General features: G+C 69.9%; 15 protein-coding genes. 14 read left to right on the top strand and 1 reads right to left on the bottom strand.

Annotated elements, in window-relative coordinates; all coding sequences use genetic code 11:
* The first annotated feature begins 117 nt into the window (after nucleotides 1–117).
* The 12 genes from infA to glmM all read left to right on the top strand — a co-directional run bounded on the left by infA (nucleotide 118) and on the right by glmM (nucleotide 9,976).
* Nucleotides 118–339, top strand: a complete 222-nt coding sequence (infA, locus tag AW27_RS13050; protein ID WP_003956442.1) for a translation initiation factor IF-1 — start codon at nucleotides 118–120, stop codon at nucleotides 337–339.
* 73 nt (nucleotides 340–412) lie between these two features.
* Nucleotides 413–526 carry a 50S ribosomal protein L36 gene (rpmJ, locus tag AW27_RS13045; RefSeq protein ID WP_003956441.1) on the top strand — a complete coding sequence of 38 codons (114 nt, stop codon included), beginning with the start codon at nucleotides 413–415 and terminating at the stop codon, nucleotides 524–526.
* 199 nt (nucleotides 527–725) lie between these two features.
* Nucleotides 726–1,106, top strand: a complete 381-nt coding sequence (gene rpsM, locus AW27_RS13040; RefSeq protein WP_007265919.1) for a 30S ribosomal protein S13 — start codon at nucleotides 726–728, stop codon at nucleotides 1,104–1,106.
* 54 nt (nucleotides 1,107–1,160) lie between these two features.
* Entirely contained in the window at nucleotides 1,161–1,565 is a 405-nt protein-coding gene (gene rpsK, locus AW27_RS13035; RefSeq protein WP_003956432.1) for a 30S ribosomal protein S11, read from the top strand.
* A 150-nt stretch (nucleotides 1,566–1,715) separates the two neighbouring features.
* A complete protein-coding gene (locus AW27_RS13030) occupies nucleotides 1,716–2,738 on the top strand; it encodes a DNA-directed RNA polymerase subunit alpha (protein WP_007265920.1) in 1,023 nt (340 codons plus the stop codon).
* 105 nt (nucleotides 2,739–2,843) lie between these two features.
* Nucleotides 2,844–3,305 carry a 50S ribosomal protein L17 gene (gene rplQ, locus AW27_RS13025; RefSeq protein WP_037918945.1) on the top strand — a complete coding sequence of 154 codons (462 nt, stop codon included), beginning with the start codon at nucleotides 2,844–2,846 and terminating at the stop codon, nucleotides 3,303–3,305.
* 99 nt (nucleotides 3,306–3,404) lie between these two features.
* Complete coding sequence (gene truA, locus AW27_RS13020; protein WP_037918947.1) at nucleotides 3,405–4,256, top strand: tRNA pseudouridine(38-40) synthase TruA; 852 nt, start codon at nucleotides 3,405–3,407, stop codon at nucleotides 4,254–4,256.
* 52 nt (nucleotides 4,257–4,308) lie between these two features.
* Nucleotides 4,309–5,928: an ABC-F family ATP-binding cassette domain-containing protein gene (locus tag AW27_RS13015; protein ID WP_037918948.1), complete on the top strand. Its 1,620-nt coding sequence runs from the start codon at nucleotides 4,309–4,311 to the stop codon at nucleotides 5,926–5,928.
* A gap of 30 nt (nucleotides 5,929–5,958) precedes the next feature.
* Nucleotides 5,959–7,242: a glycosyltransferase family 87 protein gene (locus AW27_RS13010; protein ID WP_236647544.1), complete on the top strand. Its 1,284-nt coding sequence runs from the start codon at nucleotides 5,959–5,961 to the stop codon at nucleotides 7,240–7,242.
* A gap of 238 nt (nucleotides 7,243–7,480) precedes the next feature.
* Entirely contained in the window at nucleotides 7,481–7,924 is a 444-nt protein-coding gene (gene rplM, locus AW27_RS13005; protein ID WP_037918950.1) for a 50S ribosomal protein L13, read from the top strand.
* Between the two features lie 42 nt (nucleotides 7,925–7,966).
* Nucleotides 7,967–8,482 (top strand): 30S ribosomal protein S9, encoded by a 516-nt coding sequence (gene rpsI, locus AW27_RS13000; RefSeq protein ID WP_030773858.1) that lies wholly within the window; start codon nucleotides 7,967–7,969, stop codon nucleotides 8,480–8,482.
* Nucleotides 8,483–8,617: 135 nt separating this feature from the next.
* A complete protein-coding gene (gene glmM, locus AW27_RS12995) occupies nucleotides 8,618–9,976 on the top strand; it encodes a phosphoglucosamine mutase (RefSeq protein WP_037918952.1) in 1,359 nt (452 codons plus the stop codon).
* A gap of 130 nt (nucleotides 9,977–10,106) precedes the next feature.
* Here the strand turns inward: glmM and coaA are convergent, their stop codons facing one another.
* Nucleotides 10,107–11,156 (bottom strand): type I pantothenate kinase, encoded by a 1,050-nt coding sequence (gene coaA / locus AW27_RS12990; RefSeq protein WP_037918954.1) that lies wholly within the window; start codon nucleotides 11,154–11,156, stop codon nucleotides 10,107–10,109.
* Between the two features lie 259 nt (nucleotides 11,157–11,415).
* Here coaA and AW27_RS12985 point away from each other — a divergent pair, with 259 nt between their 5' ends.
* Both AW27_RS12985 and AW27_RS12980 read left to right on the top strand, forming a co-directional pair.
* Nucleotides 11,416–12,150, top strand: a complete 735-nt coding sequence (locus tag AW27_RS12985; RefSeq protein ID WP_037918958.1) for a hypothetical protein — start codon at nucleotides 11,416–11,418, stop codon at nucleotides 12,148–12,150.
* A 187-nt stretch (nucleotides 12,151–12,337) separates the two neighbouring features.
* Nucleotides 12,338–13,075 carry a hypothetical protein gene (locus AW27_RS12980; protein ID WP_052030274.1) on the top strand — a complete coding sequence of 246 codons (738 nt, stop codon included), beginning with the start codon at nucleotides 12,338–12,340 and terminating at the stop codon, nucleotides 13,073–13,075.
* Nucleotides 13,076–13,099 lie beyond the last annotated feature (24 nt).

The raw sequence follows: 13,099 nt of genomic DNA, 5'->3' as shown, positions 1-13,099 counted from the left end.
CTTTCCGGATTCGTCTTTCTGGGTGCCCTGACGTAGACTGACTCGTCGGCTCTCGTGCACTTCCATGTCTCCATGGCGCACGGAGCCGATCAAGGTAGCCGATTCGAAAGGCGAAGCGTGGCCAAGAAGCAAGGTGCCATCGAAATCGAGGGCACCGTGATCGAGTCCCTCCCGAACGCCATGTTCAAGGTGGAGCTCCAGAACGGTCACAAGGTCCTCGCGCACATCAGCGGGAAGATGCGTATGCACTACATCCGCATCCTGCCCGATGACCGGGTCGTCGTGGAGCTGTCTCCGTACGACCTGACGCGTGGCCGGATCGTCTACCGATACAAGTAGATCTTGCTCTCACTCCTGCCTGGGCGTCCGTCCCGGTGCGGGTGGTGGCACTGACCCGGAGAACCTCACCCACATGAAGGTCAAGCCGAGCGTCAAGAAGATCTGCGACAAGTGCAAGGTGATCCGCCGTCACGGCCGGGTCATGGTCATCTGCGACAACCTGCGCCACAAGCAGCGCCAGGGCTGACGCACGCCGACCGACCTGCCTTAACGCAGTTCTTCGCGCGACGTAAGAAAACGTACATACGCAGGACCCGCCCAGCCCCACACAGGGCCGGCGGCACCTCCGGCGGGGGCCGGGGACCCGGACGTACCATCACCCACCCGGGTGGTCGGCGGTCGGGATCGGTTCTGTGGAAGACCCCCGAACACACAGGAGCCATTGAATGGCACGCGTTTCCGGTGTTGACATCCCGCGCGAAAAGCGTGTGGAGATCGCACTCACCTACGTCTTCGGTATCGGGCGCACCCGGTCCAAGGAGATCCTCGCCTCCACCGGCGTGAACCCGAACACCCGCGTTCGTGACCTGGCCGAAGAGGACCTCGTCAAGATCCGCGAGTACGTGGACGCCAACCTCCGTACCGAGGGTGACCTCCGCCGCGAGATCCAGGGCGACATCCGCCGCAAGATCGAGATCCAGTGCTACCAGGGCATCCGCCACCGTCGCGGCCTCCCGGTGCACGGTCAGCGCACCAGCACGAACGCGCGTACCCGCAAGGGCCCGCGTCGCGCGATCGCCGGTAAGAAGAAGCCGGGCAAGAAGTAGTCCTGTTCAGCGGTCTTGCGCTGTAGGACCGACCACCTCCCGTAGGAGATTGAGATGCCCCCCAAGGGTCGTCAGGGCGCTGCCAAGAAGGTGCGCCGCAAGGAAAAGAAGAACGTCGCTCACGGGCACGCCCACATCAAGAGCACGTTCAACAACACCATCGTTTCGATCACGGACCCGTCCGGCAACGTGATCTCCTGGGCCTCCGCCGGCCACGTCGGCTTCAAGGGCTCGCGCAAGTCCACCCCCTTCGCCGCGCAGATGGCCGCCGAGTCGGCCGCCCGCCGCGCGCAGGAGCACGGCATGCGCAAGGTCGACGTCTTCGTCAAGGGTCCCGGCTCCGGCCGTGAGACCGCGATCCGCTCCCTCCAGGCCACCGGCCTCGAGGTCGGCTCGATCCAGGACGTCACCCCCACCCCGCACAACGGCTGCCGCCCGCCGAAGCGCCGCCGCGTCTGACGCAGCGGACGCACAGTTGCGTTCTTGAGTGTCCGGGCGGTACGACCCCTTCTGGGGACGTACCGCCCGTACCCTTGCAGTAGCCGTACCCCGGTACGGCCTCCCGTCGGGCGTCAAATAGTGGGCGCCCACGAAAGAAGGAACACAGACATGCTTATCGCTCAGCGTCCGTCGCTGACCGAAGAGGTCGTGGACGAGTACCGTTCGCGGTTCGTGATCGAGCCGCTGGAGCCGGGCTTCGGCTACACCCTCGGCAACTCCCTGCGCCGTACCCTCCTGTCCTCCATCCCGGGTGCCGCTGTCACCAGCATCCGCGTGGACGGCGTCCTGCACGAGTTCACCACCGTGCCGGGCGTCAAGGAAGACGTCACGGACATCATCCTCAACATCAAGCAGCTGGTCGTCTCCTCGGAGCACGACGAGCCGGTCGTGATGTACCTGCGCAAGCAGGGTCCCGGCCTGGTCACCGCTGCGGACATCGCGCCCCCGGCCGGTGTCGAGGTGCACAACCCGGACCTGGTCCTCGCCACGCTCAACGGCAAGGGCAAGCTGGAGATGGAGCTGACCGTCGAGCGCGGTCGCGGCTACGTCTCCGCCGTCCAGAACAAGCAGCTGGGCCAGGAGATCGGCCGCATCCCGGTCGACTCCATCTACAGCCCGGTCCTCAAGGTCACCTACAAGGTCGAGGCGACCCGAGTCGAGCAGCGCACCGACTTCGACAAGCTCATCGTCGACGTCGAGACCAAGCAGGCCATGCGTCCGCGCGACGCCATGGCGTCCGCCGGCAAGACGCTGGTCGAGCTGTTCGGTCTGGCCCGCGAGCTCAACATCGACGCCGAGGGCATCGACATGGGCCCGTCCCCGACGGACGCCGCCCTGGCCGCCGACCTGGCGCTGCCGATCGAGGAGCTGGAGCTCACCGTTCGGTCGTACAACTGCCTCAAGCGCGAGGGCATCCACTCCGTGGGTGAGCTCGTCGCCCGCTCCGAGGCCGATCTGCTCGACATCCGCAACTTCGGTGCGAAGTCGATCGACGAGGTCAAGGCGAAGCTGGCCGGCATGGGCCTGGCCCTGAAGGACAGCCCGCCCGGATTCGACCCGACCGCCGCCGCCGACGCCTTCGGCGCCGACGACGACGCGGACGCCGGTTTCGTCGAGACCGAGCAGTACTGAGAAAGCCTGCGGGGGGCCTCGCCCCCCGCACCCACCCCCTTGCGACCGCTTGGGGGAACTGACTCCGGTACCTGACACGGCCGGTGCAGATATGAAGGAGTAACAATGCCGCGTCCCGCAAAGGGTGCCCGCCTGGGCGGCTCCGCCGCGCACGAGAAGCACCTCCTCGCGAACCTCGCGAAGGCGCTCTTCGAGCACGGCCGCATCACCACCACCGAGGCCAAGGCCCGCCGCCTGCGTCCCTACGCCGAGCGTCTGGTCACCAAGGCCAAGAAGGGCGACATCCACAACCGTCGCCTGGTGCTGCAGACGATCACGGACAAGAGCATCGTGCACACGCTGTTCACCGAGATCGCCCCGCGCTACGAGAACCGCCCCGGTGGTTACACGCGCATCACCAAGATCGGCAACCGTCGTGGCGACAACGCCCCGATGGCCGTGATCGAGCTGGTCGAGGCCCTCACGGTCGCCCAGCAGGCCACCGGTGAGGCCGAGGCCGCCACCAAGCGCGCGGTCAAGGAGGCGGAGGCCGCCGAGACCCCCGCCGAGGAGACCAAGGAGGCCTGATCCTCAGGGATCACGCTTGCTTGAACGGCTCTGAACGGGCCCGCCCCCTTCCGGGGCGGGCCCGTTCTGCATCTGGGTGATTCTGAGAGGATCGGTCACGTGAGTGACGAGGTGGAGCCCGGGCACGTCCGGGTACGGCTGGACCTGAGCTACGACGGCAAGGACTTCTCCGGCTGGGCGAAGCAGCGCACGCTGCGGACCGTCCAGGGAGAGCTGGAGAGCGCCCTGCGGACCGTGATGCGGCTGGGGGAGCCGGTTGAGCTGACCGTGGCCGGCCGTACGGACGCGGGGGTGCACGCCCGCGGTCAGGTCGCGCAGTTCGATCTCGCCGAGGAGGTCTGGGCCGAACACCACGACAAGCTGCTGCGCCGCCTCGCCGGCCGGCTGCCGCACGACGTGCGGGTGTGGAAGGTCGCCGAGGCCCCCGAGGGCTTCAACGCGCGCTTCTCGGCCATCTGGCGCCGCTACGCCTACCGGGTCGGCGACCACCAGGGTGGCGTCGACCCGCTGCGCCGCGGCCACGTCCTGTGGCACCAGTGGCCCCTGGACGTGGACGCCATGAACGAGGCCTCCGCCCCGCTGCTGGGCGAGCACGACTTCGCCGCGTACTGCAAGAAGCGCGAGGGCGCCACGACGATCCGCACGCTCCAGCAGCTGAGCTGGGAGCGCGGTGAGGACGGCATCGTCACCGCGACCGTCCGTGCCGACGCCTTCTGCCACAACATGGTCCGCTCCCTGGTGGGCGCCCTGCTCCACGTCGGGGACGGGCACCGGCCCACCGACTGGCCCGGCAAGGTGCTGGCCGCCGCCGTACGGGACTCCTCGGTGCACGTGGTCAAGCCGCACGGGCTGACCCTGGAGGAGGTCGGCTACCCGGCGGACGAGCTGCTGGCAGCCCGCAGCAAGGAGGCCCGCAACATGAGGACCCTGCCGGCCGCCGGCTGCTGCTGAGCGCCGCGAAATCGTTTGGGCGGATGGCGCGCCGACCTGGACAATGCCCGGCATGGGACATCTCGAAGCCAGCCACCTGGAGTACTACCTTCCCGACGGGCGGGTCCTGCTCCCCGACGTCTCCTTCCGCGTGGGGGAGGGGTCGGTGGTCGCCCTGGTCGGGGCGAACGGTGCCGGCAAGACCACCCTGCTGAAGCTGATCTCGGGGGAGCTCCAGCCGCACGGCGGCGGCGTCACGATCAGCGGCGGCCTTGGTGTGATGTCCCAGTTCGTGGGCTCCGTACGCGACGAGACGACCGTACGTGACCTGCTGGTCTCGGTGTCCCAGCCGCGGATCCGGGAGGCGGCGAAGGCCGTCGACCGGGCCGAGCACCTGATCATGACGGTGGATGACGAGGCCGCGCAGATGGCCTATGCCCAGGCGCTCAGCGACTGGGCCGACGTCCAGGGCTACGAGGCGGAGACCCTCTGGGACGTCTGCACGACGGCCGCGCTGGCCGTCCCGTACGACTCCGCCCAGTTCCGCGAGGTGCGCACGCTCTCCGGCGGTGAGCAGAAGCGGCTCGTGCTGGAGGCGCTGCTGCGCGGGCCCGATGAGGTGCTGCTGCTCGACGAGCCGGACAACTACCTCGACGTCCCGGGCAAGCGGTGGCTGGAGGAGCAGCTGAAGGCGACCCGCAAGACGGTCCTGTTCGTCTCCCACGACCGGGAGCTGCTGACCCAGGCCGCCGAGAAGATCATCAGCCTGGAGGCGAGCCCGACGGGCTCCGACGTGTGGGTGCACGGTGCGGGCTTCGGGACATACCACGAGGCACGCAAGGAGCGCTTCGCCCGCTTCGAGGAGCTCAAGCGGCGCTGGGACGAGGAGCACGCCCGACTGAAGGCCCTGGTGCTGCGACTGCGCAACCAGGCCGCGAGCAGCCCCGACATGGCCTCGCGCTACCGGGCGATGCAGACCCGCTTCCAGAAGTTCGAGGAGGCCGGTCCGCCGCCGGAGCCGCCGCGCGAGCAGGACATCACGATGCGGCTCAAGGGCGGCCGGACCGGCGTGCGCGCGCTCACGGTGGAGAACCTTGAGCTCACCGGGCTGATGAAGCCGTTCTCCCTGGAGGTCTTCTACGGGGAGCGGGTCGCGGTGCTCGGTTCGAACGGCTCGGGCAAGTCGCACTTCCTGCGGCTGCTGGCGGGCGAGGACGTCCGGCACACCGGCAACTGGAAGCTGGGCGCGCGGGTGGTTCCCGGCCATTTCGCGCAGACCCACGCCCACCCGGAGCTGTTCGGCCGCACCCTCGTCGAGATCCTGTGGACGGAGGCCGCCAAGCCCCTCGGGCAGGCGATGGGGGCGCTGCGCCGCTACGAGCTGGAGCGTCAGGCCGAGCAGCCCTTCGAGAGGCTCTCCGGCGGTCAGCAGGCGCGCTTCCAGATCCTGCTGCTGGAGCTGGCGGGTACCACGGCGCTGCTGCTGGACGAACCCACGGACAACCTGGACCTGGAGTCCGCGGAGGCTCTCCAGGACGGACTGGAGTCCTACGAGGGGACGGTGCTGTGCGTCACGCACGACCGCTGGTTCGCGCGCACGTTTGACCGCTACCTGGTCTTCGGTTCGGACGGTGTGGTGCGGGAGACTCAGGAGCCCGTCTGGGACGAGCGCAGGGTCGAACGCGAGCGCTGAGCGGTGGCTCGGCGGTGAGGGAGGGGCGTCGTGGGCCTGAGGCCTGGCATCTGGCTCATGAGGTGGGAGGCGCGGCCCCCCGGGGACCGGCTGGTCGGCCTGCTGCTGCGGCCGGCCCCGCGCTCCTGGCAGGTGCTCTGCCTGGCGGTGCTCCTCGGGAGCTGCGTCTCCACGAGCCTGCGGGAGAACTGGGGCTCGGACAACGCCTTCGTGGTCAAGGCCGCGCAGACGCTGCTGGAGGGCGGGTCGCCCTACGAGGACAAGCGCTTCCTCTACCTGCCGAGCGCCGTGCTCATGGCGGTGCCGGAGGCGCTGGTGCCGCGGGGGGTGCTGCGCTGGGTCCTGCCGGTCGGCATGTCGGGGCTGCTGGGCATCGGCTGGCTGGCCGCCCTGCGGCTGTTCTCCGTGCCGCTGCGCTCGCGCCTGGCCGTCGCAGGCCCGGCCGTGCTCGCCCTCCTGTACAAGCCGTGGGCGAACCTGGTGCTGATCGGCAACTGGACGGCCGTCTCGGCGGCCGCGCTGCCCCTGGCACTGCTGCTCGCACACCGCCGGTCGTGGGGGTGGGCCGGGCTGGTGGTCGGGCTGGCCATCGCCTGCAAGCCGATGCTGGTGCCGGTCGGGCTGCTGTTCCTCCTCGCCCGGCAGTGGCGGGGGCTGGCCGCGGCGGTGCTGGTGCCGCTGGGGATGTCGCTGGCGGGGGCGCTGCTGATGCCGAGTCCCTCACTGTTCTTCACCAGGACCCTGCCGTTCCTTCTCCAGGGGCAGGACGCGTACGCGCTGCCCTGGGACGCCTCGCCGATAGCGGTGCTGCCGCGGCTCGGGGTACCGCAGCCACTGGCCGTCCTGGTCGCCTTCGCCGGTGCCGCGGCCGGGCTGTGGGCGGCCTGGGCGCGGTGGCGGCGTACGGAGGAGGACGCCGACCAGGGTGAGCTGCGTCTCGTCGAGACGGCTTGCATGGTGATGCTCGCCGCATTCCTGGTGTCGCGACCGTCCTTCGATCACTACCTGCTCGTGGTGCTGCCGCTGCTGCTGGCCTCGGCGGTGCGGCCGGGCTCCGCGCCCCGCTCGCCCTGGTTCTGGCTGGCGTTGACGCCCCAGCTGGCGCTGGTGCCCTGGCCCGCGGAGCTGGCCCACAAGCGGCGCGCCTTCAAGGACTGCGCCACCCTGTGCGGGCTCGCCTTCGTCCTGGCGCGTCGTGCACTGCGCTCCGGGCGGGTTATTCTGAAGCCCGTAACAACTGCGGGGTCCCCACCCAGGACCGAACCGGAGTGCGCCGCGACGCCAGCAGCATCGGCATCGCGGACCGCGTTTTGACCCGTACGGGTCTGCTTGGGTATCCTGCTGGTTTGTTATGCGTATTGGCTTTCTCATTCTCACGTGAAAGGGCCTTACGCCGGTCCACCGGACCGATGACCAGCAGTTGGCCGCTCACACGGGTTGCGTCCCCGATGCGAGCGAGGGCTGTCGTGATCGTCCGTGGTGACCCTGTCAGGACCTTCCCGCCGGGCTTGCGCCCGTGGGATACCACCACTGAAGAAGCGAAGGCATACGCGTGCGTACGTACAGCCCCAAGCCCGGCGACATCTCGCGCCAGTGGCTCGTCATCGACGCCCAGGACGTCGTCCTCGGCCGTCTGGCGACCCAGGCCGCTGCCCTCCTGAAGGGCAAGCACAAGCCGACCTATGCCCCTCACATGGACATGGGTGACTTCGTCGTCATCATCAACGCCGACAAGGTTCACCTGTCCGGCAACAAGGCCTCCCAGAAGATGGCCTACCGCCACTCCGGCTTCCCGGGCGGCCTGCGCGCCGTGCGTTACGACGACCTGCTGGCGAACAACCCGGAGAAGGCCGTCGAGAAGGCCGTCAAGGGCATGCTCCCGAAGAACTCCCTGGGCCGTCAGATGCTCTCGAAGCTGAAGGTCTACTCGGGCGACCAGCACCCGCACGCTGCCCAGCAGCCGGTGCCGTTCGAGATCACCCAGGTCGCGCAGTAGTTCCGGCCACCCCCTAAGACACAGAGAATTCTGAGGAGCATCGTGGCCGAGACCACCGCCGAGACCCCCGTCGACGAGTTCGAGGGCGTCGAGGAGTACACCACCGAGTCTGAGGTCGTCGTCGAGGGCGACTACACCTCCGAGTCCCTTGCCGGTCGCTTCGGTGACCCCCAGCCGGCCGCCGGCCTGGGCCGTCGCAAGAACGCCATCGCCCGCGTCCGGATCGTTCCGGGCACCGGCAAGTGGAAGATCAACGGTCGCACCCTTGAGGACTACTTCCCCAACAAGGTGCACCAGCAGGAAGTCAACGAGCCCTTCAAGCTCCTTGAGCTCGACGGCCGCTACGACGTCATCGCCCGCATCTCGGGTGGCGGCGTCTCCGGCCAGGCCGGTGCCCTGCGCCTCGGCGTGGCCCGTGCGCTGAACGAGGCGGACGTGGACAACAACCGCCCGGCGCTGAAGAAGGCCGGCTTCCTTTCCCGCGACGACCGTGCGGTCGAGCGCAAGAAGGCCGGTCTCAAGAAGGCCCGTAAGGCTCCGCAGTACAGCAAGCGCTAATCTGCGCCTGCTGTTCTGCAACGAAACCGCCCCGGCAGCACTCTCTGTGCTGCCGGGGCGGTTCGTTTACCGCCACAAGCGGCACATACCTGACACAAGCGGTCATACGCGAAGCGCACACTCGGGAGGACAACTGTGGGACGACTCTTCGGGACGGACGGTGTACGCGGCGTCGCCAACGCGGATCTGACGGCGGAGCTCGCGCTCGGCCTCTCCGTGGCGGCTGCCCACGTACTCGCCGAAGCGGGCACCTTCGAGGGCCACCGGGCGACCGCGGTGGTCGGCCGGGACCCCCGCGCCTCCGGTGAATTCCTTGAGGCCGCGGTCGTGGCCGGCCTGGCGAGCGCGGGCGTGGACGTCCTGCGCGTCGGTGTGCTGCCCACCCCGGCGGTGGCGTATCTCACCGGTGCGCTGGGTGCCGACCTCGGTGTGATGCTCTCCGCCAGCCACAACGCCATGCCCGACAACGGCATCAAGTTCTTCGCCCGCGGCGGCCACAAGCTCGCCGACGAGCTGGAGGACCGCATCGAGTCCGTCTACGAGGAGCACCGCACCGGTGCCCCCTGGGACCGGCCGACCGGGGCCGGTGTCGGCCGCGTCTCGGACTACACCGAGGGCTTCGAGAAGTACGTCGCCCACCTCATCGGAGTCCTCCCCAACCGCCTCGACGGTCTGAAGATCGTCCTCGACGAGGCGCACGGCGCGGCCTCCTACGTCTCTCCCGAGGCGTTCGCGCGGGCCGGCGCGGAGGTCGTCACGATCGGTGCCGGTCCGGACGGCCTGAACATCAACGACGGCTGCGGCTCCACCCACCTCGGTCTGCTGAAGGCGGCCGTGGTCGAGCACGGCGCCGACTTCGGCATCGCGCACGACGGTGACGCGGACCGCTGCCTGGCCGTGGACGGCACCGGAGCGGAGGTCGACGGCGACCAGATCCTCGCGGTGCTGGCGCTGGCCATGCGCGAGGCCGGCCAACTGCGGGAGAACACCGTGGTCGGCACCGTGATGTCCAACCTGGGCTTCAAGCTGGCCATGGAGGGCGAGGGCATCCAGGTCGTGCAGACCGGGGTCGGCGACCGGTACGTGCTGGAGTCGATGAAGGAGCACGGCTACGCGCTCGGCGGCGAGCAGTCCGGCCACGTGATCATCCTCGACCACGCGACCACCGGTGACGGCACGCTGACCGGTCTGCTGCTCGCGGCACGGGTCGCGGCCACCGGCCGTTCCCTCGCCGAGCTGGCGGGGGTCATGCAGCGGCTGCCGCAGGTCCTGATCAACGTTCCCGACGTGGACAAGTCCCGGGTCTCGACCTCCGGCGAGCTGGCGGCGGCGGTGTCCGACGCCGAGCGCGAGCTGGGCACCTCCGGCCGCGTGCTGCTGCGTCCCTCCGGTACGGAGCCGCTCGTGCGCGTGATGGTCGAGGCCGCCGACATCGAGCAGGCCCGCGCCGTCGCCGGCCGGCTCGCGGACGCCGTGAAGTCGGCGCTCGGCTAGGGCGCGCGCTCCAGGGCGCCCCTCCGCGGTGCGCTGCGCGGCGGAGGGCGCCGCGGGCCCGGCCGGAGCCGTTCGGCGGGCCGGCCGCCGCCCGCACGGGCCGGCCGGTCCCGTATGCGCACCGGCAGGGTCAGAGCTTGCGCAGGCTCAGCTTCTGGACCTTGTGGTCCGGCCCCTTGCGGACGACGAGGGTGGCCCGGCCGCGGGTGGGGGCCACGTTCTCCAGCAGGTTCGGCCGGTTGATCGTCCGCCACGTCGTCTGCGCGTACTCCATGGCCTCCTCCTCGGAGACCTGTGTGTACTTGCGGAAGTAGGAGAACGGGTTCTGGAAGGCGGTCTCGCGCAGCTTCCGGAAGCGGTTGAGGTACCAGCGCTCGATGTCCTCGGGGCGGGCGTCCACGTACACGCTGAAGTCGAAGTAGTCGGCGAGGGCGACGCGGGTCCGGCCGTCGGTGCCGGGAAGGGCCGGCTGGAGCACGTTGAGGCCCTCGACGATGAGGATGTCCGGACGGCGTACGACGAGCTCCTCGCCGGGCACGATGTCGTAGATCAGGTGTGAGTAGACCGGGGCCCGGACCTCGTCCTTGCCGGCCTTGATGTCGGCGACGAAGCGGGTGAGCGCGCGGCGGTCGTAGGACTCGGGGAACCCCTTGCGGGAGGTGAGTCCGCGCCGCTGGAGCTCCTTCATCGGGTACAGGAAGCCGTCGGTGGTGACCAGTTCCACGCGGGGGTGCTCGGGCCAGCGGGCGAGCAGGGCCTGGAGCAGACGCGCCACGGTGGACTTGCCGACGGCGACCGAGCCGGCGACCCCTATGACGAAGGGGGTGCCCGACTGTGCGCCGTGGCCGTTGCCGGCATCGCCGAGGAAGGTGTTCAGGGTGCCGCGGAGGTTGCTGGTGGCACCGACGTAGAGGTTGAGCAGGCGCGACAGCGGCAGGTACACGTCGCGGACCTCGTCGAGGTCGATGACGTCGCCGAGGCCGCGCAGGCGCTCGACCTCGTCCGCGGTCAGCGGCAGCGGCGTCCGCTCGCGCAGGGCGCTCCACTCGGCCCGGGTGAGGTCCACGTACGGCGAGACCTCGGGGCCGCGGCGGTGCGCGGAACGCGGGGGCTGCCCGTCCCGGCCGGGGTGCTCCGTTGCTTCCTCGGGCGTGTTGCTTCGTGGCGGCGAAGTGATCACACCGCCATTGTCGGGGCTGGGGGGCGCTTGTGGGTGGTGGGGTCGGTCACGTGGCCAAAGGGGACGCCCGGGCGTCCGGTCCGATTCGCGAAGATCGGGGTCTCGCCCTGATCACGATCCGCGCTCGCGGTCGTCACACCGGAGGCGGGCGCGAGGATCGCCCGTACAGTGCGGAGCGATGCAGTCCACTTGATCGTCCCGCAGCTGCGGGACGTCCTCCGCGCTGCGCTGACACCACCTTGTTTCCCGGGAGTCCTCCGTGCGTACCGCCATACTCCGTCGTGCCGTCCTGACCGCCTCCGGCGCGTCCCTCGCCCTGCTGGCCACCGCCTGCGGCCCCTCGGACGCGCCCGGCGCCGATGCGGACGCCAAGCCGTCCGCGGCCGCCCCGTCTCCTTCGCCCACGCCCGAGGCCAAGGCGCTCACCGCGGTCGAGCTGGAGAAGCTCACGCTGGCCGACGGCGACGTCCGCGACGTCAAGATCCAGAAGGCGGGGGCGGACGACATCGCCAAGGCCGCCGAGGTCACCACCGACAAGCCGGAGTGCGCGCCGCTCGCCCAGGCGGGCAGCCTGGCCCCGATCGGCACGGCCGTCACCACGACGGAGCGCGTCGGTGTCGGCCAGCCGTCCGACCCGGCGAATCCGCTGAGCATCAGCGCGACCTCCGTGCAGCTCGCCTCCTACGACGGCAAGGGGGCGGAGGAGGCCCTCGCGTCCCTGAAGGCCGCCGGCCAGGCCTGCGGGGCGGGGTTCGCGACGACGGCGAAGGGCGAGAAGACCACGGTCAAGTCGGTCACCCCGGCGGTGTTCACCGCCGGCGACGACGCCGCGGCGTGGGCGTTCGCCACCGAGGACGACGGCGAGGCCATGAACAGCCAGATGGTCGCCTTCCGCAAGGGCAACAACCTCGTGGTCGTCCACACGGTCCGCTTCGACGCCAAGCCGGCCGACGCGCGGGCGTTCGTCGACGCGCAGCTGAAGAAGCTCGGCTGAATCGGTCTCGTACCGGTCACGATCCGATGCGGCCCGCGAAATTCGCGGGCCGCTGATCATTTGACCAGTAGATTGGCCGCACAACCGTTCGGAGCCGCGCCCGGTCGAGGGTGCGGCTCCCGCGTGCCGTTTTCGTTGTCTGTGGGGGAGTCTTCTCGTGCGTAGCACCCTTGTTCGCCGTTCTGTCATGACCGCGTCCGCCGTGTCCCTGGTCCTGCTGGCCACCGCCTGCGGTTCCGACAAGGCCGACACCAAGGCGGACGCCAAGCCGTCCGAGGCCGCGGCGACGTCGGCGGCCCCCGCCGCCAAGGGCAAGACCGACGCGGAGCTGGCGAAGCTCCTGGTGACCCAGGCCGACCTCGCGGACCACACCTTCAAGGAGTCCACGCCCGCCGAGGCCGCCGCCGGCGCCACCGCCACCAGCGACAAGCCCGAATGCAAGATCCTGGTCCAGGCCCAGGCCTTCGTCCCGGCCGGCACCCCCTCCGGGACGGCCCGCACCAAGGCGATCGCCACCCCGAAGCCCGCCACCGGCACCTCGCCGGAGGACGCGGCGAAGGCGATCGCGGGCGCCCTCGGTTCCACGGCCACCACGGTGACCCTCGCCTCGTACGAGGCCAAGGGCGCCGAGGAGGCCTTCGCCGCGGTGAAGACCGCGAGCGAGAAGTGCTCGGGCGGCTACGCGGCCACCCAGGACGGCGAGACCACCAAGATCACCAAGGTCGCGCCCGGTGCCGCCGTCACCGGTGGCGACGAGACCCTGCCCCTCACCGTCGAAATCGACGCCGACGGCGAGAAGCTGACGACCCAGCTGGTCCTCGTCCGCAAGGGCAACACGGTCGCCACCTTCTCCTCCCTGAGCCTGGCCGGCACCGCCGAGCAGCCGAAGGCCCTCGTCGAGGCCCAGGCCAAGAAGCTCGGCTGAGGCCCCTTCCGACGCACCGTCAAC

Source organism: Streptomyces sp. PCS3-D2 (assembly GCF_000612545.2).
Classification (GTDB): domain Bacteria; phylum Actinomycetota; class Actinomycetes; order Streptomycetales; family Streptomycetaceae; genus Streptomyces.
This window is presented reverse-complemented; position numbering and strand designations above follow the sequence as displayed.